Annotated in this window: 19 protein-coding genes; 7 read left to right on the top strand and 12 right to left on the bottom strand. The window is 56.4% G+C overall.

Annotated features, from left to right (window positions below; translation table 11 throughout):
- Positions 1 to 26: 26 nt before the first annotated feature.
- The 4 genes from ppsA to J5J09_RS17530 form a co-directional block, all read right to left on the bottom strand.
- Complete coding sequence (ppsA, locus tag J5J09_RS17545; RefSeq protein ID WP_208552757.1) at positions 27 to 2,411, bottom strand: phosphoenolpyruvate synthase; 2,385 nt, start codon at positions 2,409 to 2,411, stop codon at positions 27 to 29.
- A 244-nt stretch (positions 2,412 to 2,655) separates the two neighbouring features.
- A complete protein-coding gene (locus tag J5J09_RS17540) occupies positions 2,656 to 4,107 on the bottom strand; it encodes an aldehyde dehydrogenase family protein (protein WP_208552756.1) in 1,452 nt (483 codons plus the stop codon).
- A 271-nt stretch (positions 4,108 to 4,378) separates the two neighbouring features.
- On the bottom strand, positions 4,379 to 5,974 hold the full coding sequence (gene ggt / locus J5J09_RS17535) for a gamma-glutamyltransferase (protein WP_208552754.1): 1,596 nt from the start codon (positions 5,972 to 5,974) through the stop codon (positions 4,379 to 4,381).
- Between the two features lie 147 nt (positions 5,975 to 6,121).
- Positions 6,122 to 7,030: a LysR family transcriptional regulator gene (locus J5J09_RS17530; RefSeq protein ID WP_208552752.1), complete on the bottom strand. Its 909-nt coding sequence runs from the start codon at positions 7,028 to 7,030 to the stop codon at positions 6,122 to 6,124.
- Positions 7,031 to 7,202: 172 nt separating this feature from the next.
- On the opposite strand from J5J09_RS17530, the gene J5J09_RS17525 reads away from it, so the two are divergent.
- From J5J09_RS17525 to J5J09_RS17495, 7 genes are all read left to right on the top strand, one after another.
- Positions 7,203 to 8,327 (top strand): BMP family ABC transporter substrate-binding protein, encoded by a 1,125-nt coding sequence (locus J5J09_RS17525; protein ID WP_208552751.1) that lies wholly within the window; start codon positions 7,203 to 7,205, stop codon positions 8,325 to 8,327.
- Positions 8,328 to 8,347: 20 nt separating this feature from the next.
- Entirely contained in the window at positions 8,348 to 9,463 is a 1,116-nt protein-coding gene (locus J5J09_RS17520) for an ABC transporter permease (protein ID WP_208552750.1), read from the top strand.
- A complete protein-coding gene (locus tag J5J09_RS17515) occupies positions 9,460 to 10,380 on the top strand; it encodes an ABC transporter permease (RefSeq protein ID WP_208552748.1) in 921 nt (306 codons plus the stop codon). Before J5J09_RS17520 ends, J5J09_RS17515 begins: the two co-directional genes overlap by 4 nt.
- Positions 10,381 to 10,453: 73 nt before the next feature.
- Positions 10,454 to 11,131: an isochorismatase family cysteine hydrolase gene (locus tag J5J09_RS17510; protein WP_208552747.1), complete on the top strand. Its 678-nt coding sequence runs from the start codon at positions 10,454 to 10,456 to the stop codon at positions 11,129 to 11,131.
- Positions 11,128 to 12,666, top strand: coding sequence for an ABC transporter ATP-binding protein (locus tag J5J09_RS17505; protein ID WP_208552746.1), 1,539 nt, complete (start codon positions 11,128 to 11,130; stop codon positions 12,664 to 12,666). Before J5J09_RS17510 ends, J5J09_RS17505 begins: the two co-directional genes overlap by 4 nt.
- Positions 12,666 to 13,331 (top strand): cysteine hydrolase, encoded by a 666-nt coding sequence (locus tag J5J09_RS17500; protein WP_208552745.1) that lies wholly within the window; start codon positions 12,666 to 12,668, stop codon positions 13,329 to 13,331. The genes J5J09_RS17505 and J5J09_RS17500 overlap by 1 nt, the downstream gene beginning before the upstream one ends.
- Positions 13,324 to 13,662 carry a cupin domain-containing protein gene (locus J5J09_RS17495; protein ID WP_208552743.1) on the top strand — a complete coding sequence of 113 codons (339 nt, stop codon included), beginning with the start codon at positions 13,324 to 13,326 and terminating at the stop codon, positions 13,660 to 13,662. The genes J5J09_RS17500 and J5J09_RS17495 overlap by 8 nt, the downstream gene beginning before the upstream one ends.
- A 134-nt stretch (positions 13,663 to 13,796) precedes the next feature.
- Here the strand turns inward: J5J09_RS17495 and J5J09_RS17490 are convergent, their stop codons facing one another.
- The 8 genes from J5J09_RS17490 to J5J09_RS17455 all read right to left on the bottom strand — a co-directional run bounded on the left by J5J09_RS17490 (position 13,797) and on the right by J5J09_RS17455 (position 22,750).
- Positions 13,797 to 15,584, bottom strand: a complete 1,788-nt coding sequence (locus J5J09_RS17490) for an IlvD/Edd family dehydratase (RefSeq protein WP_348646486.1) — start codon at positions 15,582 to 15,584, stop codon at positions 13,797 to 13,799.
- A gap of 79 nt (positions 15,585 to 15,663) precedes the next feature.
- Positions 15,664 to 16,236: an SIS domain-containing protein gene (locus J5J09_RS17485; RefSeq protein WP_208552742.1), complete on the bottom strand. Its 573-nt coding sequence runs from the start codon at positions 16,234 to 16,236 to the stop codon at positions 15,664 to 15,666.
- A 22-nt stretch (positions 16,237 to 16,258) separates the two neighbouring features.
- Entirely contained in the window at positions 16,259 to 17,287 is a 1,029-nt protein-coding gene (locus J5J09_RS17480) for a Gfo/Idh/MocA family oxidoreductase (protein WP_208552741.1), read from the bottom strand.
- Entirely contained in the window at positions 17,284 to 18,606 is a 1,323-nt protein-coding gene (locus J5J09_RS17475) for a hypothetical protein (RefSeq protein ID WP_208552737.1), read from the bottom strand. Before J5J09_RS17475 ends, J5J09_RS17480 begins: the two co-directional genes overlap by 4 nt.
- 23 nt (positions 18,607 to 18,629) lie before the next feature.
- On the bottom strand, positions 18,630 to 19,298 hold the full coding sequence (locus J5J09_RS17470; protein WP_208552733.1) for a hypothetical protein: 669 nt from the start codon (positions 19,296 to 19,298) through the stop codon (positions 18,630 to 18,632).
- A 4-nt stretch (positions 19,299 to 19,302) separates the two neighbouring features.
- Positions 19,303 to 20,157 carry an inositol monophosphatase gene (locus J5J09_RS17465; protein ID WP_208552731.1) on the bottom strand — a complete coding sequence of 285 codons (855 nt, stop codon included), beginning with the start codon at positions 20,155 to 20,157 and terminating at the stop codon, positions 19,303 to 19,305.
- Positions 20,154 to 21,866 (bottom strand): FkbM family methyltransferase, encoded by a 1,713-nt coding sequence (locus J5J09_RS17460; RefSeq protein WP_208552729.1) that lies wholly within the window; start codon positions 21,864 to 21,866, stop codon positions 20,154 to 20,156. Before J5J09_RS17460 ends, J5J09_RS17465 begins: the two co-directional genes overlap by 4 nt.
- A complete protein-coding gene (locus J5J09_RS17455; RefSeq protein ID WP_208552727.1) occupies positions 21,866 to 22,750 on the bottom strand; it encodes an SGNH/GDSL hydrolase family protein in 885 nt (294 codons plus the stop codon). The genes J5J09_RS17460 and J5J09_RS17455 overlap by 1 nt, the downstream gene beginning before the upstream one ends.
- Positions 22,751 to 22,899 lie beyond the last annotated feature (149 nt).

Raw genomic sequence — 22,899 nt, 5'->3', positions numbered from 1 at the left:
AATACTGCCGCCCGGAGAGGACCCGCTCATCCTTTGGCCGTCTTCTCCGCCTCCGCCACTTTCTGCTTCACCGCGACGAAACTGTCGGGGCTGACGGAGATGCTGTCGATGCCGCAATCAACGAGGAATTTCGCAAACTCCGGATGATCGCTCGGCGCTTGACCGCAGATACCAATCTTTGCGCCGGCCTTTCCTGCTTCCTTTATCACACTCCCGATCATCCACTTAACGGCATCGTCCTGTTCATCGAAGAGATCGGCGAGTTCGCCCGAATCCCGGTCCACGCCGAGCGTCAGTTGCGTCAGGTCGTTCGACCCGATCGAGAAGCCATCGAAATAGCGGGCGAACTGCTCGGCCAGGATGACGTTGGAGGGGATCTCGCACATCACATAGACCTGCAGTCCCTCCTGTCCCCGCTTCAGGTCATTCTCGGCCATCACCGCGAGCACCTTTTCAGCCTCGCCGATGGACCGGCAGAAGGGGATCATCACCACCACGTTGCGGAACCCCATCTGGACGCGAAGCTTGTGGATCGCCCGGCATTCGAGCGCGAAACCCTCGCGGTACCTCGGCGAATAATAGCGGGAGGCGCCGCGGAAGCCGATCATCGGGTTCTCCTCCTTCGGCTCGAAGTCGGCGCCGCCGATCAGACCGGCATATTCGTTGGTCTTGAAGTCGCTCATCCGGACGATCACAGGCTTCGGATAGAGCGTCGCGGCAATGCGCGCCAAACCTTCCGCAAGGTTGTCGACGAAGTATTGCGACTTGTCGTCGTAGCCCGCAGTCAGAGCTGCGATTTCCTCCTTCGCCACCTCGTCCTTCAGCCGGTCGAAATGGACGAGCGCCATCGGATGGATGCGTATGGCATTGGAGATGACGAACTCCATGCGTGCCAGACCGACGCCATCGGCCGGCAGCTTCCACCAGCGATAGGCTGCACCTGGATTGCCCAAATTGAGCATGACTTTGGTCCGAGTCGCCGGCACGTCCGCCATGTTGGACGTCTCGATCCGGAATTCCGCCACACCTTCATAGACCCGTCCCTCGTCCCCCTCGGCGCAGGAAACAGTGATCTCCTGGCCGGTATGAAGGATTTCCGTCGCATTGCCCGTCCCGACAACAGCAGGAAGCCCGAGTTCCCGGCTGACGATAGCCGCATGGGAGGTCCGTCCACCGTGATCGGTGACGATCGCGGCTGCCCGTTTCATGATCGGCACCCAATCAGGGTCGGTGGTGGAGGTGACGAGGACCGATCCATCGACGAACTGGTCTATGTCCTTCGCGGTCTCGATCAGGCAGACCTGACCCGACACGATGGCGTCGCCGATCGACAGGCCATCGACCAGCATCTTGCCCTTTTCGCTGATATGGTAGGTCTTGAAGAGGGCATCCTGCCGGTTCGACTGGACCGTCTCCGGACGGGCCTGGACTATGTAAAGCCTGCCGGTCTCGCCGTCGCGGGCCCACTCCATGTCCATTGCGCAGCCATAGTGTTTCTCGATGATCGTGGCCCACCGCGCAAGAACCAGTATCTCCTTATCGGAGAGAACGAGGGCCGCCCGTTCCGCCTTCGAGGTCGGAACATTTCGCGTCGGCTGGTCGCCCTTGCCGTAGATCATCTTGATCGCCTTCGCGCCGCGCTTCCTTGAGATGATAGGCTTCAGCGACATATCCTCGAGGAGCGGCTTGTAAACCTGATATTCATCGGGATCGACGGCGCCCTGGACGACGTTTTCCCCAAGACCCCAGGCGGCGTTGATAAGGACGACCTTGTCGAACCCGGTCTCGGTGTCGATCGAGAACATGACCCCGGAACCGCCGATATCCGAGCGGACCATTTGTTGCACACCGATCGACAGCGCCACTTTCATGTGGTCGAAGCCCTTGGCCTGGCGATAGGAAATCGCGCGATCCGTGAAGAGGGACGCGTAGCAACGCCGGCAGGCATCGAGCAGCGCCTTCTCGCCGGCAATATTGAGGAAAGTCTCCTGCTGCCCCGCGAAGCTGGCATCCGGCAAATCCTCGGCCGTTGCGCTCGAGCGAACCGCGACACTGACCTCATCATGGCCGGCCCGTTTCGACAGCTCCCGATAGGCCGCCACGATCGCATCGGCTGTCGCCTGCGGCCAGCTGCCCCGTAGAAAGAGCTTGCGCACCGCCGCCCCCGTTTCGGCAAGACTGGTCCTGCCGTCGATCCAGTCGGCGACGAGCTCTCCCATCACTTCGCGAATCCCGTTCTCCTCGACATAGTTCCAGTAGGCATCCGCCGTGGTGGCGAAACCGGCGGGTACATCCACACCCTTCTGGCCAAGGGTCTGGATCATCTCGCCCAGGGACGAATTCTTTCCGCCCACCTTGGCGACGTCTGCACGCCGGAGCTGTTCGAACCAGACAACGGGAGAACTGGTCATGATGCTAACCTCCGCGGAAATGTTGCCGATAGGGGCAACCAATGGAGGAGAAGCTAAAGGCGGCGGAGCGCCCGATCCTTGATCCGTGTCAAATCGGGTCGCTGAACTTCGGGGGCGACAACGTCAGCGCCACTGACGGACCGCTATAAGCAACCTCGAGCTCGCCGCCGAAACACAAAACCTCCCGACCAGATTTTCCGGCCGAGAGGTTTCCAAGTTCGTTGATGAGGACAAATGTCCTTTCCTACTCCGCCGCGATCGAGAAGTCGTAGCCGGAAATCGCCTTGGATTCGAGAAATTCCTCAATACCCCAAACGCCACCCTCGCGGGCGCGGCCGGATTGCTTGACGCCACCGAAGAACGAGCCTGCCCCGCGGGACTTCCCGTTCATCTCGATCATGCCGGCCTTGAGCTTCAGCGACAGCCGGTTCGCCCTCTCGGCATCGGTGGTCTGCACGTAATTTGTGAGACCGTAGACCGTGTCATTGGCAATCGTCAGGGCTTCTTCCTCGCTGTCGAACGGGATCATCGCCATGACGGGTCCGAAGATTTCTTCCTTTTCGATCGTCATGCCAGGCTTCACGTCGGCGAAGATCGTCGGCTTGACGTAAAATCCGCGATTGAACTCCTCCGGCAGGCCAGGTCCGCCGGCGACGAGGCGGCCACCTTCTTCGATTCCCTTGTGGATGTAGCCCTGGATTTTCTCCCACTGGCTCTTGTTTACCACCGGACCGATGTGATCGCCGGGACTTCCGGCGGGGCCGACCTTGATGGAATTCGCCACGGCGGCAGCCTTTTCAACCGCATCTTCATAGATGCTACGCTCAACGAGCATGCGCGAGGGCGCGTTGCAGGACTGACCGGAGTTTTCCATCATCCGACGCACTGAACGCTCGATGGCCTTGTCGTCGGCATCGGCAAAGACGAGATTCGCACCCTTGCCGCCCAGTTCGAGCATGACCCGCTTCAGGCTGTCGGCAGCTGCCTTCGAGATGGCGATACCGGCGCGCGTAGAGCCGGTAAACGAGATCGCCTCGACATCCGGATGCGTGGTCAACTGGCTGCCGACACCGGCCCCGTCACCGTTGACGAGATTGAAGACGCCAGCCGGAATTCCTGCGTCGTGACAGAACTCCGCAAAGAGCATCGCGTTGAGCGGCGCCTCTTCCGAAGGCTTGAGGACGCAGGTGCAGCCGGCCAGCATCGCCGGAATGGCCTTCAGCGCGATCTGGTTGACCGGCCAGTTCCAGGGCGTGATCAGGCCAACGACGCCGATCGGCTCCATCGCAACGGCGGCACCCGGCGCATGATCGCCGAGTGGCCGTACCCATTCGATCTCTTCGAACGCCTTCAAGAAATTCGTGGTGTGCCAGGGCAGGCAGGGTGCCTGTTCGGCGAGCGCAAAATCAATCGGCGCGCCCATTTCCATGGAGATTGCCTCGGCAAACTCCTGAAGCCGCCGTTCGTATTGCACCAGGATACCGGCGACCAGACGCGCCCGCTCCTTCGGAGGTGTGGCGGCCCAACCGGGAAAGGCAGCCTTGGCGGCAGCGACGGCAGCGTCCGTGTCGGCCTTGTCACCCAGAGAGATGACTGCGCAGGGTTCCTCGGTCGTCGGATTGATAACCGCGTGATCGCGCGCAACTGACGGGGGCACCCAAGCGCCACCGATGTAGAATTCACGTTTCTCGATCATGGTCTCTCCTCGTCACTGGCTTCGGTTCGGCGTTTTTTAATTCGTCGCCGCCTTGGTTAGCGCACAGGCAGCAAACAGCCAAGGGGCCGCAGGCGACGATTGGTGTCGCAGCACGCGTTGCGATAACCGCTTCGAATGAAGCGGGCCCGATTGCGGGAACTCGCGTGCCTGGCTCTGGGCAACGTCAGTGCGTTGCGTGATATAGGCACTAATAATACCGGCGCAAAGGCAAGGGAGGCGGCATCGTTTCCCAAATCGGTTTGGGTTAACCTCAGCAGCCAAGCGCCATTCCGTCCTTGCGGGACTCAGATGCGCCCGTCAGCGTTCCGTTCTTCCAGTCGATCCTGACGACCTGCGCTCCGCCGATCGGGTCTTCCGCCGGCACGATCTCGAAGCCGCGGCGTGTCAGCTCCGCCACCGTTTCGGCCGGCACCGTTCGCTCCGCCTCGACGCGCGGGCTCTTGCCGCCGACCGGTATCAGGCGCGGCAGATCGATCGCATCCTGCAGATCCATGCCGTAATCAAAGACTTTGGAAATCAGGTGGGCATGGCCCATGGCCTGATAGTAGCCGCCCATGACGCCGAACGACATCTCCGTCTTGCCGTGACGGGTCACCATGCCGGGAATGATCGTGTGCAACGGACGCTTTTCCGGCCCTATCATATTGAGGTGCCCCCGTTTCAGCGAGAAGCTCTGGCCGCGATTGTGCAGGATGATGCCCGAGTTCGGCGCGACGATGCCGGAACCAAAACTGTCAAAGATCGAATTGATGAAACTGACGGCGTTGCGTTCGGCATCGACGATCGAAATGTAGACGGTGTCGCGATGAAGCGGCATCTCGAAGTCCGGAAGATCCGTCGCCGCGTACTTGAGGTCGATCATGCCGGCGAGGCGCGCGGCAAATTCAGGCGACAGCATCTCCTCGACGGGCAGCTCCGCCTTCTCGGGGTCGGCGACCCAGGCGTCGCGCGCCGCATAGGCAAGGCGCGTCGCCTCGATCTCGAGATGAAGCCGGTCCGGGGACTGCGGATCGGCCACCGCATTGAAGTGCGACAGAATATTGAGGATCACCAGCGCGATGATGCCCTGTCCGTTCGGCGGGCATTCGTGGATGCGATAGCCGCGAAAGTCTGTCGTAACAGGCGTTACATATTCGCCTCTGGCAGACGCAAAGTCGTCCAGCGTGTGCAAGCCGCCAAGCGAGCGGAGACGATCGACCATATCGGCTGCGATCGATCCCTTGTAGAAGGCGTCACGACCCTCCGCCGCGATGCGTTCCAGTGTTTGCGCAAGGCGAGGCTGAGAATGAACCTCGCCGATCCGCGGAGCACGACCATCGGGGAGGAATATCTCGGCCGCCGCCTTGTCGGCGGATAGCAATTTCTCTTCAAGGCTCCAGTCCCGATGGACCCGTGGTGTGATTGCGTAGCCGTTTTTCGCGTAGTCGATTGCCGGCGCCAGGATACGAGCGAAGGGTAGGCGGCCGTGATCGGCGTGGAGCCGCGTCCAGGCATCGATAGCGCCGGGTATGGTCACAGCGGACGGCGATTGCCGGGGCACCTCGGTCAGACCGCGTTCCTCGAACCAGTCGACCGTCAAGGCGGCTGGTGTCCGCCCCGATCCGTTGTAGGCGATGACCTTGTCGCCGCCCTTCGGCGCATAGAGCGCGAAGCAGTCTCCGCCGATCCCGGTCGATCCCGGTTCCACGACACACTGAACGGCACAGGCCGCGATGGCCGCGTCCATGGCGTTGCCGCCAGCCTGCAGGATGTTGACGGCCGCAAGCGTTGCGTAAGGATGGGAGGTCGCCGCCATGGCGTTTCTTGCCACGGCCACCGAGCGTGTCGGCCTTTCGAAATTCCGCATGTGTAGACGTCCCCCGCAGGTCCCCGTATTTTTCCCCAGCGGCGTGGATGATAGCCACGAACTCCCGCCCGGCGCCAGTCATTCCCGTCCGGATTTGCACAGTTCGTCCCGTGGATCCGTCGGCATTCCCGATTTTGACGATCCGTCTCAGGATACCTCGAATTTTGTGGCGAGCGTCGTGGAAAGCTGGGCTGCGAAACGGGCGGCGGCCACCGGCAGCGTCCTGCCCTTCAACTGCCCCATGTAAAGAACGCCGGCCGGCACGTCCTTCTTTTCCAAGGGCCGGCTCACCATATCGCCGCCCGCCGTTTGCTCCGAGAGACCGATCGGAATCTGGAAGGTGATGATGTTTTCCGTAACGGCATGGTTTCGCAAGAACTCGAAACTGTCGGATTCGATCACCGGCTCGAGACGATAGGAGGATTTCTGGGCAGCCATGTCCATCAGATGCCGCACGCCGAAGGGCGCCGTCGGCAGCGAATAGGGATAGCCGAGACAGTCGCCGAGCCTGATCGTGTCCTTACGAGCGAGTGGATGATGCGAGGCCATGACCACATGAACGGGCTGGTAAACCCGCATCAATGTCATGAAATCTGCCATTCGGACCGGCTCGAATACCAGCGCGATATCCGCGGCGTGATCGATAAGCGCCTGCTCCGCCGCCTGTCGATCCCGCAGATGGACACCGAACGTCACCGCGGGATGATCTTTGCGGTAAATGGCTATCTGTTGTGGCAGGAAGTATGGCAGGAGCGCCTGGCTGCAGGCGATAGAGACATGGCCTCGCCGCACGCCGGAGAGGTCGGCGATCTGCGATCTCACCCGCTCCATGTCCGAAAGCTGGTTTCGGATGTGGTGAATAAGGATCTCCCCGGCGCTCGATAGCCGCACCCCATGCGGCAGCCGCTCGAAAACCGGTACGCCGAGTTCCTCCTCAAGCGCGAGGATGCGCCTGTTGAGCGCTGTAGAGGTAATCGCGAGAGATTCCGCCGCGCCGCGGATCGAGCCCGCCTTGGCCACGGCGTCGATGTAACGAAGCGAAGTCAGATGACGCATGTGACGCCCCTCCGGGTGATGCAGAATTTGCAGCAGCTTGACCAAAACTTAGCACAAGACAGAAGCAGCGCCATATGGGTTACTCAAAGGTGAACGCGGAGCGCCATAGACAACCTGGGGAACCAGCGCCCGCCCGAGCATCCACTGTTCATCCTGATCCGGGAGATCCTTCATGAGCCAGTTTCTTATGCCGAGCCGCCGACAGTTTCTGCGCCAGTCAGCCGGCCTCGCGGGCTTTGCTGCTGCCAGCAGTGTGCTTCCCTTCAATGTCGCCCGCGCGGCGGGCCTCACCGTCGGCTTCATCTATGTCGGCCCGAAGGACGATTACGGTTACAACCAAGCCCATGCCGAAGGCGCGGCCGCGATCAAGGCGATCGAAGGCGTGACCGTAGTCGAAGAAGAACAGGTACCGGAAACGGTCGACGTCCAGAAGACCATGGAGAGCATGATCAACTTCGACGGCGCTACACTGCTCTTCCCGACCTCCTTCGGCTATTTCGATCCCCATATCCTGACCATGGCGCCGAAATATCCTGATGTCCGCTTTGAACATTGCGGCGGTCTCTGGACCCCGGACAAGCCCGCCAATACCGGCTCCTATTTCGGCTATATCGGCATGGGTCAGTATCTGAACGGTGTGGTCGCCGGTCACATGACCAAGACCAAGAAGATCGGCTTCGTGGCTGCCAAGCCCATTCCGCAGGTCCTGCTCAACATCAACTCCTTCCTGCTCGGCGCCCGCGCGGTCGACCCGACGATCACCTGCCAGGTCATCTTCACCGGTGAATGGTCGCTCGCCGTCAAGGAAGCGGAAGCCACAAACGCACTCGCCGACCAGGGCGTCGACGTCGTAACCTGCCATGTCGACGGCCCGAAGGTCGTCATGGAAACCGGCGCCGGTCGCGGCATGTTCCTCTGCGGCTACCACGCCAACCAGAGTCCGCTGGCGCCCGAGAAATATCTGACCGGTGCCGAGTGGAACTGGTCCAAGGTCTATACCGACATGGTCAATACGACGCTTTCAGGCGGCACGATCGACAATTTCGTCCGAGGCGGCCTCGCCGAAGGCTTCGTCAAGATGAGCCCGCTGGGCCCGGCGGTCACCGAACCGGCGCGCCAACAGTTCGATGCGACGCTCGCCGAAATCATGAAGGGGGGCTTCTCGGTCATCAAGGGACCGCTCAAGGACAACAAGGGCAATGTCATCGCCACAGAAGGCCAGGCTTTCGCCGAGACCGACGTTGCGCTCGAGAGCATGAGCTACCTCGTCGAGGGTGTTGTCGGGTCGACCTCGTAAGCAGCCGGGAGGGGCGTGACATGAGTGCACCGGCGGATTTCGCAAGCCAGCAGGGTCTGGCCAGACGCAGTCTCTCGCTCGAGACGGTCCTGCGCTGGCTCGACCCACTCTTCCTGCCGCTGGCAGCACTGATCGCCGGCATGCTCCTCTTTGCCGTCTTTCTGCTCCTGATCGGCACCTCACCGATTGAGTTCTACACCCTCGTCTACAAGGCGGGCTTCGGCACCTCCTTTTCCTGGACCAACACGCTTGCCCGCGCGGCGCCGCTCCTTCTCGCCGCCCTCTGCGTCGCCCTGCCGGCCCGGCTGGGTCTCGTGGTCATCGGAGGGGAGGGGGCGATCGTGCTGGGCGGTGTCGGCGCCGGTGCGGTTGCCATGCTCGCCCCGGGCATGCCGGGTCCGGTCGGGATCCTGGCAATGATGATCGCGGGTGCGCTCGTCGGTGCCATCTGGATCGGCGGCATCGGGGCTCTCAGGCATTTCCGCGGGGTCAACGAAACAATCTCCAGCTTGCTGCTGGCCTATATCGCGATCGCGCTCATGAACCATCTGGTGGAAGGACCGCTGCGTGATCCGGGAAGCCTGAACAAGCCGTCCACGTCGCCTCTGCCGGAGCTCTACCGGATCGGCGAAATCCCCGGCATCGGCGTGCACTGGGGGCTCGCGGCCGGCGTCGTCGCCTGCATCCTGTGCTGGGTGCTGATCGAAAAGACGACCTTCGGATTCGCGGCGCGCATTGTCGGCGGCAACATCAGAGCCGCCCAGGTACAGGGCCTGCCCGCTGGCCTGCTGATGATCGGCTTCACGGCACTTGGCGGCTCTCTCGCTGGCCTCGCAGGTGCCTTCGAAGTGGCGGCCGTCCATGGCTCGGCCAATGCCTCGCTCGCCGGCGGTTATGGCTACACCGGCATCCTTATCGCCTTCCTCGCCCGTCACAACTGCCTGGCGATCATCCCCGCCACCTTGCTCTTTGCCGGCTTCGAGGCGTCAAGTGGCCTCGTCCAGCGGAGGCTAGACCTGCCGGATGCGACCATCGTGGTCTTCCAGGGCATGATCTTCATCGCCATCCTCTTGTCCGACGCCTTCCGTGATCGCATCACGCTGGATGGCCTCCTGCTGAAGGGGAAGCGCGCATGACGGATATCGGTCTCTGGGGCGTGCCCCTTGCCATCCTCGGCGGCGCCATCCGTGTCTCCACACCCTTCATCTTCGTCAGCATTGGCGAATGCCTGACGGAACGCTCGGGTCGCATCAATCTCGGCCTTGAAGGCACGCTCGTCTTCGGCGCAATGAGTGGCTATGCCGTCGCCTATCACACCGGCTCCGCCTGGGCGGGTACGCTTGCGGCGGCCGTCTGCGGACTTCTTTTCGGCCTTCTGCACGGCTGGATCTGCAAGTTCCCCAAGGTCAATGACATCGCGATCGGCATCGCCCTGATGATCTTCGGTTCGGGCCTCGCTTTCTTCTTCGGCAAGCCCTACGTCCAGCCCGTCGCGCCCGATCTGCCGTCGATCCCGCTCGGTTTCTGGTCGGATATCCCGCAGGTTCAGGCGGCCCTCAACGTCAACGTCCTTTTCCTCGTCGGCATCGCGCTCGCCTTCCTCGCCGCCTGGGTTCTGAAAAATACCCGCGTCGGTCTCACCATTCGGGTCGCCGGTGACAGTGCCGATGCCGCCCGTGCGCTCGGCATTAACGTCAATCGCGTAAGGCTCTGGTCGACTGCGGTCGGCGGTGCGCTGGCTGGCGTCGGCGGCGCCTATCTCTCGCTCTTTTATCCCGGCAGCTGGAACGAAGGGATTTCCTCAGGCCAGGGTCTGATGGCGGTGGCACTGGTCATCTTCGCTCGCTGGAACCCGGTGCATTGCCTCTATGCCTCGCTGCTTTTCGGCGGCGCGGGCGCTCTCGGGCCCGCACTTCAGTCGGTCGGCGTCACCCAGGGCTACTACCTCTTCTACGCCGCACCCTATGTGCTCACCCTTGGCCTCCTGATCGCGATCAGCTCGCGCACCCGGGCCATGGTCTCGGCCCCCGGCGAACTCAGCATCACCAAATAGGAGCAGGATCCATGAACGGACTTGGCGGTCTCAACAAGTCGCCCGAGGGCCAGATCAACAAGGAGGCGGCGGAATGACGACCATTAAGGCAGATCCCTATCTCTGGCCCTATAACGGCGACCTGCGCCCCGAAAACACCGCGCTCATCATCATCGACATGCAGACCGATTTCTGCGGCGTCGGCGGTTATGTCGACAAGATGGGCTACGACCTCTCGCTCACCCGCGCGCCGATCGAACCGATCAAGAAGGTGCTCTCGGCCATGCGCGCCAAGGGCTATCACATCATCCACACCCGCGAGGGCCATCGCCCCGATCTCTCCGACCTGCCGCCGAACAAGCGCTGGCGCTCGCAGCAGATCGGCGCCGGCATCGGCGATGCCGGTCCTTGCGGTCGCATTCTCGTGCGCGGCGAACCGGGCTGGGAAATCATCGACGAACTGGCGCCCCTGCCGGGCGAAGCGATCATCGACAAGCCGGGCAAGGGCTCCTTCTGCGCCACCGATCTCGAACTCATCCTGCGCACGCGTGGCATCGAAAACATCGTCCTGACGGGCATCACCACCGATGTCTGCGTGCACACGACGATGCGCGAGGCGAATGACCGTGGCTTCGAATGCGTCATCCTCGAGGACTGCTGCGGCGCCACCGATCCCGGCAACCATGCTGCCGCGATCAAGATGGTGAAGATGCAGGGTGGCGTCTTCGGCTCCGTCTCGGACAGTGAGAAACTCGTGAGCGCGCTGCCATGAGGGTCCCGGCCGACGAATTCAAAACACCCGATCACGCCATGTCGGTGGAAACCGTCGGCATGACCATGCGCTTCGGCAGCTTCACGGCGCTGAACGACGTCTCGATCCGTGTCGCCGCCGGCTCCTTTCACGTGCTGCTCGGTGAGAACGGTGCTGGAAAGTCGACCCTCGTCAAGTGTATGATGGGCTTTTACAAGCCGACCTCGGGTCAGATGATGGTCGAAGGCCTCGAAGTCGAAATCCCTGACCCCCGCGCCGCCCATGATATGGGGCTCGGCATGGTCTATCAGCATTTCACGCTCGTTCCCTCGCTGACCGCAGCCGAAAACCTCGTCATCAGCCGGGCCGATGCACCGGCGCTGATCGACTGGAAGAAGGAGCGCCAGGCGCTCGCCGCCTTTATGGACCGCATGCCCTTCTGCGTGCCGCTCGACATCCCCGTCGGCCGGCTCGCCGCAGGCGAGAAGCAGAAGCTGGAACTCCTGAAGCAACTCTATCTCGGCCGCCGTTTCCTGATCCTCGACGAGCCGACCTCTGTGCTGACACCGGCGGAAGCCGACGAATTGCTCGGCATGGTCCGGGGTTTGACGAGTGCGGGCGAACTCACCTGCCTGATGATCAGCCACAAGTTCCGCGAAGTGACGGCCTTTGCCGATGAGGTCTCGGTCCTGCGCCGCGGCGAATATGTCGGCGGCGGCAAGGTCTCCGACCTCTCGACCTCCGACATGGCGGCGATGATGATCGGTGAAAAGGAACTGGTGAAGCCGGCCGCCCGTGTCGCCTACGAGGGCGTGCCCGTCCTTTCCGTCTCCGGTGTCAGGGCCCCGGATCGCTCCGGCCTGAAGACCATCGACATCGCCGATCTCACCGTAAAGTCCGGCGAGATCGTCGGCATCGCCGGTATCTCCGGCAATGGCCAGATGGAGTTGATGGAGATCCTGACCGGCCAGCGCCCGCTGGAAAAGGGCGAGATCCGGGTCAAGGCGGAGCCCTATCACGCACGACGCGGCGAGGCCCGCAAGCTCAACGTCCGCTATCTGCCCGAGGAGCCCTTGAAGAACGCCTGTGCGCCGCGCATGACGGTGGCCGAGAACATCTTCTTCCGCGACTTTGACTTCAGTTCAGGCCGCGCCCAGTTCTGGCTCGATGGCAGCCGCATGCTCGAACAGGCAGGCCATCTGGTCGGCGAGTACAAGGTGAAGACGGCCTCGCTCCAGTCTCCGATCGCCTCGCTCTCCGGCGGCAATGTCCAGCGCGCGGTTCTCGCCCGCGAACTCACCGGCGACGTCGATCTCCTGATCATCACCAATCCCTGCTTCGGCCTCGATTTCTCCGCCGTTGCCGAAATCCGCGCCCGCATCATGGCCGCAAGAAATGCAGGCGCCGCCGTGCTCCTGATCTCTGAAGACCTAGACGAAATTCTCCAACTCTCCGACCGGATCCTGGTCATGTCGGAAGGACACATCGCTTACGAGACCCCAGCCGCAAACGCCGATATCGGCGAGATCGGCCGGCACATGGCAGGACATCACTGATGGCAATCATTAACGCGCGTCCCTTCGACTTCGACCTCGATCGGGACCATGCGGCCCTCATCATCATCGACATGCAGCGCGACTTCGTCGAACCCGGCGGCTTCGGCGAAACGCTGGGCAACAAGGTCGCTCTGTTGCAGGCGATCATTCCGGCGACGGCAAGGCTGCTCGCCGCCTTCCGCGCGGCCGGATTGCCTGTCATCCACACCCGCGAATGCCATCGTCCCGACCTGTCCGACTGTCCGCCCGCCAAACGCGAGCGTGGCAAACCGTCTCTGCGCATCGGCGATCCCGGTCCCATGGGCCGCATCCTCATTTCCGGCGAACCCGGCGCCGACATCATTCCGGAACTCTATCCGGTTGAGGGTGAAATCGTGCTCGACAAGCCCGGCAAGGGCGCCTTCTACGCCACACCGCTCGGTGAGCTCCTGGCGGAGCGAAAGATCCGCCAGCTCGTCTTCGCCGGCGTCACCACCGAAGTCTGCGTCCAGACCACCATGCGCGAGGCCAATGACCGTGGCTTCGAATGCCTGCTCGCGACCGATGCCACCGAAAGCTATTTCCCCGAATTCAAGAAGGCAGCCATCGACATGATCACCGCGCAAGGCGCCATCGTCGGCTGGGCGACAACCGTTGATCAGATCGTGGAGGCGCTCGATGGGTGAGCCACTCAGCTTCGTCGACTTTCTCGGTGGCGGCTGGCAGCATTGCCGATTCGAATATTTCCGTGAGGGCGTGGAAATCTGCCGTCTCGTCACCGGAGAGCCGGAAGTCGCTCTGCTGCGCTATGCACCTGGCGCCTCGGTGCCACGGCACCTGCATCAGGGACTGGAAACCATTCTGGTGCTGTCAGGTTCGCAAAGCGACGAATATGGCCACTACAGCGCCGGCTCATTCGTTGCAAATGCCGCTGGCAGCTCGCATTCGGTGACCTCGGAAGAGGGCTGTGTCGTGCTGATCCAATGGACCCGGCCGGTGAAGATTTTGCACCTTTAGTCTCAGGCAGCTTCCCTCGTCGGCATTTTTTTTTCAGAATTAATCCCGCAGTTTCGGATCAAGTGGTCTGCGGAACCGGATAGAATCCCATCCTCGTCAAGGCGGTACGGAACAATTTAGATGAGCTTAAGATGTTAATGAGAATGTCGAGGCACGCTGCGCTTAGTATCTCTATACTTAGTAGCGCCCCGAACTGTTCCGCCGTCACTCAATTGCTCTACCAAGCCCCGATAAATCTCTTGCCAGGGAGTTTGATCTTCAGGGATAAAGTACACACTCTCTCTGGCAGCCCATGTGCTGACATCCACCTTCGCATTGACAGTTCTTAATTTTAGATCGACACGAATAGTATCCCCAGTACGCAATTTTGCCAGACCGCCTCCTGCTGCCGCTTCAGGTGAAGCATGAAGAATTGAGGGTGCTCCTGACGTACCAGATTGTCTACCGTCTCCGATGCAAGGCAAATTACGAATCCCTGCTTTAATTAAGCGATCGGGAGGCAGCATGTTAACAACTTCCGCAGAACCAGGATAGCCCAAGGGTCCACAACCTCGGATGACGAGAATGGAATGCTCATCCACTTGCAAATCAGGATCATTTATTCGCTTGTGATAATCTTCAGGCCCTTCAAAAACGACGGCGCGACCTGTAAATGCGTCGGGATCCTCGGCATTTGATAGATAACGTTTCCTAAACTCGTCATCAATTGCAGACACTTTCATAATTGCCGATTCAAAGAGGTTTCCTTTAAGTTTAATAAAACCGGCGTTTTCTTTCACGGGCCTTGATAGCGTTGAAATGACATCGCGATTAACGTAGATATTACTTATTTTATTTAGATTTTCGGAATGACTTTGTCCCGTTACTGTGAGGCAAGATGGGTTCATCAGTCCACCTGATATAAGCTCCATAATCACTGCCGGAACGCCTCCGGCTTTGTGAAAAGCTTCGCCCAGATATTTGCCGACAGGCTGACAATTTACCAACAGCGGGATATTCGCGCCATGCCGATCCCAATCTGATTCGCTCAGAGCGACGCCGGCGTGACGCGCAATCGCGATCAAATGCGGAACGCAATTTGAAGAAGCTCCTATTGCAGTTGCCAAACGAATAGCGTTTTTGAACGCCTCGTCGGTAAGGATCATAGACGGTGTTAGGTCCTCACAAATCATGTCAACGATACGATAACCGGTTGCATAAGCCATTTGCGGGCGTTCGCGATATGCCGCCGGAATCGAAGCGCATCCAGGCAGTGACATGCCCAGCGCTTCCGCTATGCAGTTCATGGAAAGTGCCGTCCCCATAGTATTGCAATGTCCAATAGACGGCGCAGACGACGCGGCTAACGCAATAAAATCGGAAACTCCGATTTCTCCTGCAGCGTATTTCTCACGTGCGATCCAATTAATCGTTCCAGATCCGACGCACGCCCCTTGATAATGACCGTCAAGCATAGGACCTCCGGATAATACAATCGACGGGATCCCAACGGTAGAGGCGGCCATCAATTGAGATGGAGTGGTCTTATCGCAACCCGTCATGAGCACGACACCATCGATTGGATAACCCTGCAAAATCTCAACCATCGACAAGTAGGCGAGATTCCGGTCAAGAGCAGCTGTAGGGCGCTTCCCTGTCTCCTGAATTGGGTGTAGCGGGAACTCCAGAGGCACGCCACCGTTGTCGCGTATACCCTCTTTAACACGAACAGCAAGATCTATATGGTGTCGATTGCAAGGAGACAAATCAGAACCAGATTGGGCAATTCCAATTATAGGTCGCCCCGTCCCTAGTTCCTTGTGTGTCAGCCCGAAATTGAGATAGCGTTCCAGATATATGGCCGTCGCCCCAGGATCCGTGGTGTCGTTAAACCACGCTTCACTCCTCAAAACTCTTTTCTTCTCTCTCGACACTACTGGCACCACGTGAAGTTGGTTTCTGTTATAAACTGTTTCGCGTACGTCCACCTTTCACGAGCGTTCAGTCGCCCTCTTCGGGACATCAGGACACTGAGTATTCCGCTTTTCCAACTACCATGTCCACAACGGTACAGATCCAAAGCATGTGTACGCACTCTACTATGTTGTAAGCGGCGCTATCGTACCAGAAATTCAGGTCCCCTAGCGAGCGAAGCGTATTTTCCGGGCTTTTTCCCGTAAAAGTAACAACCTTCAGCCCACGTTTTTTACCCCGCTCCGCAGCTTTGACGCAATTCTTTGACTCGCCACTTACACTTATAAGAACCAGAACATCTTCTTGGTCGCCAAAACGTTCGACTCCTTCGGCCATAAAGTTTTCAAAGCCAAAATCGTTTGAAAAAGCCGTAATCAAATTCGGCTCGTTAAAGTCGATCGAGCGGCAACCGCACTGCTTCGTAAAGTCAACCCGGGCGTGTGACGCTATCGACGCGCTTGCGCCATTGCCAGCGAAAATCAACTTCTTACCGTTCGACCTCGTTTCCACGATCAGTTCCTTAAAACTGACTAGAGATTCATAATATTTGCTGTCGAAGGCCGCTGCCGTATATCTGGCAAAATAATCATCGAGCCACTGAACTTCAGTTTGGGACACCATAACGTCTTCCTCAGTCTGCGCATTAGTTGTTTAGAGAAGTGTACAATACAGACGCCTCATGTCTGTCGTTCTCATATATCCTGTCAATCAGACGCATCAGCTCGGTTGCGTCATCTATATTCCCATGTCGCACGGGATTTCCTAGTAGGATAGCATCGGTAAACTCCCGAGCCTCCTCCACCCATGACATGTCAACATCGTAAGAAAAGCTCTCCTCATCCTCCCACGTTGCAGCAGGCGCAGTGGAGCGGTTTTTCGCAACAGTCAAAACCTCTTCTCCATAGCTTCCAGAACCCGTCTTTATCCCGTTTAAAACCATATATCCGCGCTCCAGAAATACTTCCAACGAAAAAAGATGTCTCCATTGCGTCATCGTAGAATGGAGTTGAGCGCAAAGACCCGTCTTGCTGTTTCGCATAATTGCAAATACGTTATCTTCGATGCCTTCCAGCTTCCAATAGAGGTTGGAAACAAACGCGTGTACTTCGTCGAAACTGGTCGCGCCTATGTGTAAAAAAAGATCCAGCATATGGATTCCTTGATCAAGGAGGATTCCACCGCCTGAAAACTCTTTTTTTGCTCGCCATTCGTTAAGATAATTGGCATCAACACTTTTTCCGTACCGTCCGCGCATCCACAGGATGCGGCCGTACTCGCCGCTGTCAACCAGCGTTTTCATTTTCTTGACCGCGCCATGTTGGCGATGGTTGAAACCATACATAAGCACTTTGCCGCTCGAAATCTGGGCTTGCTTAACAGCAACCAGCTGACTCGCAGACATAGCTGGTGGTTTCTCCGAAAAAACATGCTTGCCGGATAGCAGACACTCTATAGTTGTCGAAGGGATCAGATGATTGGGGGTGCAGACGAAGACAGCACTTATCTCAGGATCGTTCACTATTTCATGCGCATCACGCGCTATTGCATAAGGGACCGGCGCGCGATAACTAACGTCAAACACCTTACTGACGAGAAAACCTGGGACTTTTTCGATAGCGTCGGCACGTATCTGCCCCATTTTTCCAAAACCGATGATACCTACTTTTATCATTGCATTCCCATTTCAAAAAACCTGCCAGCGGTTAGGGTATCAACAACTTCTTCCGGAGAATTGCTAGCGCAAAGATGCATGAACCGAGCTGCAGCTTTGGGACCTCGCCGAAAGTACGGTTGGGAAAATGTGCCAAAATCAAAGAGATAAACCTTCTCAAGTTTGGCTATATGATCCACAATCTGATCTTCTCTATCCGCAAACAGAGGATCTTCCATTGCTCTGGTCAGATCTTCCACCAAATTTCCGGGATCGGTAATTTCATAAGTCAGCCCTTTACTTACCAGCTGGTTTTTACCCAGCAAAATGACCGGCTTCCCGATAAACAAGGCACTGTATGATACCTGAGATGCAATTGTTGCTACGACCGAAGCTCTAGCCAAAACAGCATTGAGGTCAATGCTATGCAAGATAAGAGAGCTCCTAAACTCCGTCGACATAAGGTACGAGTATCGCTCACGATGGAGAGGGTGAGGCTTGTAAACAATAGCAGCTCCAAGAGCACCCGCAGCCTTGTCAAGGTCGTACAATGCTTCAAGAGAACCGGTAAAATGTGGTGAGTGGATATGTCTACGCCTCGTATCTGGCTTAATCCCCGCGTGCCAATCATTTTGACCGGCATAGAGGATAAAAGGCCTTCCACCAAATCCCGCGTGTCGCAATGCTTCTTGAACATCGATACTCGCACGTTGCGAATGCCTGGTTTGAGCGTTGCTACGAACGAGACGAAGATAGTCGCGAGCGCGAAGGACCTCATGATCACTTACTGCAACCCGAGAAAATAAATCTGGACGCCTCGAAACCCAGCTCTCTCCCATCTCCCCGTCTGGATCAAACGCGATACTGCCCGGCAGAACGCCATCGTGAAAGAAACCGTACTTCACGTCTTTTTTTCTTAGGAACGCCGCAACAATAGAGTGGAAAGCGTTGAACTGATTCCATAAAAACACATAATCAGGATTATGTTCTTCCACAATCCGAACAAACGCAAATACATTCCTGGCAAGTCTCTTAGCTGAACCAGGAAACCGTCTTCCCGCCGCCTCATATTCACCCTTGGCATGCTGCCAAAGACATAAATCACCATTCGGATCGATATCGTTAATCAGATCTTTAAGAAAAGCTAAATTCTCTTCATCACTCAGCGTGTCACACTCATCGGCATTCACCGTGTGAAACGCACAATGGACGCGGCCGGCGGAGTTAAAACAAACGAAGTTTGTCGGCTCTTCTGCAGCAGCCCAAACATGCTCAAGATATCTAATTCTATGTTCCTTGGCGACATCTCCAAAATACGCCGAGAATAGGAATGTCTTCATAACAAAAAGGCCCCCAAACTCAGCTACTTACCGAAGCCCGAGTTATGCAATGCCTCAATCATCCTAAAGTCCTCTTCAAACTTTATGACCATCCCAGAAGGTCTTGAGAGAGGAAAGAAACCTATGCGGCCGTTAAACGTAGCGCAGCGTTTAGCGATATACGCATCAACATACGTTCTTGCATTCCAACCTGTCAGAGACCAACTCACCCGCTCAACCGGCACCATTTCCTGGGTAAGGTTCATCGACTCAACTGAAAAGTTGACCGGTCTTCCTTCGTACATGCAATGTATTTGTTCAGCCACACCGGACAGAAGGGTTTCATAGTCCCCGCTAGTAAGGGCTTTCGCGAATCGCCGCAATTCATCCTCTGTTACCAACGGTGCGATTGAATGAACTTGCACCAGGTAATCACAAGAGTGCGCATTCAGAAACTCACCAACAAAATCTTCACTCGTAGCCGTGTTCGATCCAAGATTGGCCGGCCTCTTGTGAAAAGAGACGCCAAACTTCTCCGCGACGTCACCGATTAGGTCCGATTCAGAGTTGATCCAAACCTCGTCGAATATCTTCGAGTTTACGGCTTTCTTCGCAGCACGCGCCACGAGTGGAATACCGTCGAGTTCCAGAAGATTTTTTTGCTTCAATCGCTGTGATCCTAACCGTGCTGGGATCATCGCTATAATCTTCACCTTCTCAACTCTCCTCGATAAAAGATACGACGCGCGTAACTAACTCTTGGTCACCAGCCACTGTCGTCATGCTTTTCCCTGTCGTTGCGGCGTCTCCCGCAAACAAAGGAAAGATCTGTTTTCGCCCCGCCATCATGTGTCCTGCTCCTGCCTCAAGGCAAATTAGGACACCAGCAGCTTCATCCCACAACTTTGTTTCGGCACTTATTGTCAACCGCAAGCGGCCTTCCGCCGCCCAACAAAGCTGCAGAGCCTGAGATCCTAATATCCGGATCTTCGGACCAAGCAATTCCCGTATCTTTGCGCCCCCCCGACCCTCTGCATTCAAAAGGTAGCGATAAAGGAAACCGCTCGTTATCGCCGTTGGAGACCGACTGGCAAGATCACTACTCCACACGAGTGGATATTTATCAACGCGCGCGCCACATCCCACTATAGCGTCATAGACAACGTCGCCGACCAAATCAAATACCACCGCAAGAACAGGCCTGCCGCTTACCACGAGGCAGATGCTGATACTATAAAAAGGAATTCGGCTAGCAAAGTTGACCGTTCCGTCTAGTGGATCAACTATCCACAAAGGCAACTCGTTTATCGTCTCTATACCCTGAAAATTTTCTTCACCAAAAAAGTAACTGTCTTTGTATAATTTCGTCAAAAAAGCGAAGAGGATTTCTTGAGTGTCATAGTCCACATTTGTTACCACATCACCGTCCGAGTTTCCGCCTTTTCGCCAAACCTCGGTGACGCTAGCTGTAACCAATGGCTTCACGCGCAAGCGCAGAAAATCGATTATCTCATCGCGTATGGCTTCCAGCCCTTTCGGGGCAAATGCATCCGCCTCCGCTTTCGAGATCATTTAACGTCGGGCCGCCGTTGCCAATTGCTGTTCACAGCATAAATCCCGTACGAGACACCTCGTTCGACATAAGTTAAAGGACGAGACTGAAAACGCTTTTCAGCCCACGAAGACTTGGAAATGTGATAGGCGAAGCCCTTCTCGGTGAGGTGCTGCAATAGAGTTCCAAGTCGATTCCGATTCACCTCCTGATCAGCGTGATATTCGCAGAAAAGGTAGTGGACGTTCCGAAGACGATCGCCAGCCTCAATAATCGCATCGAACTCGACGCCTTCAATGTCAAGCTTCAGAAAATCCACCGGCCTTTCCAGCAGCTCGCCTAAAGCCACCGTAGGAACAACGATACGTTCCACATCCTTGCTCTTAGACAGCTGACGTGTCGTTAGAGATCCGGCAAGGCTATTGCTATTGTCAACTATAAGCTCAACCGTCCCACTGGATGCGGACACAGCTACCTCTCTCACCTCTACGTCGTTCATTTTACAGCTCTGAACGTTATGTTTTAGCAAGGCCGCTATATGGGGCACCGGTTCCAGCGCCAGAACCTTCGCTGTGGGAAACTTCGTCTTTAAATAAAAAGTCGCCAGACCAACGTTCGCACCTGCGTCAATAACATAAGCATCTTGCCCCAATTCGCAGTAGTATTCTTCATTCAACAAAATTTCGTCTACTATTGTGGCAAATCCCTTTATGTCATAAAAAGCGAACGGGCCACTTTTCGTCTGTACTATGTTTTCCTTCGATATTGACTTCAAATAGGCGCGAAGATCACCAGCCTTTGAGTACCGCAGAGGAGGCTGTTGCCTTATATCGCTGTTATCTTCCAGGTAAAATTCAATCGACTTTGCAGCTTTCGATACAGCCACGCCGTCAGACAGTCTGGAGAATTCTTTTTCGTCGCCGAAGTGACTGAACCAAACTGCAGCCCCGGGGTACCGACTGATCTCATTGTAAACGACGGAGGCCGCGTCACTTAGCGGATCTGACCCAAGTGATTGCAGCGTTTCCGAGAGAGAGCTTAGAAGAAATTTCCGCAGCGCTTCATCTCTGCGCAGAGCTTGCGTTATAACCGGTGATTTTAACAGCCTCTCGAAAAAACCTTCAAATCGCCCTTTCGACGAATCACCAAGAGTCAAATCATTGACTAGAAGTGATAAAATTTGATCGATCGACTTTACATTGCAAGCATCCGCCAAAACAAAGTCCCTAACGGACCGTTTATTTATGAAATTCTTCGAAAGAAAATAAATGTTGCGCGACAGACTAATATCAAAAATATCCTCATCTTCGGAAAGAATAAAATCAATAAATCTTTTCCTGTCTTCAACTGTCAACGAACTATAAAAAGGCAAAAAGAATTCTGCCTTACTGAGAAGCGTAAAAAACTCAGTCTGCGAGCTAATACGCCTGACGAACTCCGGATGAGACACAACGCGATAAGTCGCTTCTGGGTTTTTTACGACTTCATCCAGCCAGTAATCAAATGCACGCCCCTGCTTAAAAAGATCGCGTAAAAATGACTTACGAGCTACAAGCTCAGCAATAAAATTCGGATCTTTTGCAAGTCTTTTTAAAATAAAAGAAAAGCCGGAAGGCGTTTTCTGAATTTCTTCGAATACTACCTTTCGCCCCTCAGGAGTACTCATAAACTTGTCAGCGGCGTCGCGCCAAAAAACCGAAGCAAGTATCTTCTTAAGGAATCTCCTCATCACGCACCCGCTTGACGATTTTCGGAAGCCAATTCTGACAAAATAGGGGAAATCAACTTTTCCACCTGTGTCGCGATATGCTCCACTCCAAGCTGCGACTGATGCCTGTGGTCCCGATAAGCGCCAGGTACATTATCGAATATACTTGTAAAATCGACAATATGTTTATATTTCTCCGGCTCTCGAGCCATAATATCACGAACCTCCGCATAAAAGTCCCGAACAGCAGTTATATACGGCACGTCCGCTGCGCGCAGCACAACACGCGACTTCTGGTCGAGAAATTCCAGTTCTTCGGCGGTCGCGGGATAGGAGCCAATCCCCTGGACCGGCTGGAGTAGAACTATGTGTTTAATTCCGAGCTCCGCGCTGACAACATTTGCGAGACGCTGATTTCGACACCACACCTCTGCAGGGCCTGCGCTATCGGGATAGCCGTGGGAAATGTCGCTTACTATATCCGAGCGCTTGAGATATTCCATAGCTTTTCGAGAATACTTATGAAGAAATGGATAGCCTTTGGCATTTACCAAATACCCGATATCGCAAATACCCGACAACGAGATAATTAGGTCTGGCTTAATTGCCGGAGCATCCCTGATGACTCGCAACAACTCCTGTGAGGACGAGTGTCCTTTACCGGCTCCATTATAGATAGCTACAGAGTGTCCATAACGACGTAACTTTTTTCCTAGCTCCAAGCTCCAAGCGGAAGCCGGCCACAAGCTCGTTGAATTGCCAATGCACAATATGCGAAAAACAGCGTTCGCAACCTCTTCCGCACCAGGCCAGATTTTATAACCACCGCGATAGTATGGATGACCAGCTCTGGGGCCATCGTTCCCCAACAGGGGATCATAAGTTCCAATTGGGTCCTCAACCACCCTTTAGTCCCCGTACCACTCGAAGCGTAATTTTTGCCATTCACTATCTATTACAGCTTCGGGTGTCAAACTCTGAATAAGCAGTGCCGAAAGACAACTATCGCGTTGAGGTAGTCGACCCGAAAAGCAGCGTGCATTTAAGCTGTCGC

It is taken from the genome of Ciceribacter sp. L1K22, assembly GCF_017599385.1.
Classification (GTDB): domain Bacteria; phylum Pseudomonadota; class Alphaproteobacteria; order Rhizobiales; family Rhizobiaceae; genus Allorhizobium.
The sequence above is the reverse complement of the archived record's forward strand: the minus strand, read 5'-3'. Positions and strand labels throughout refer to the sequence as shown.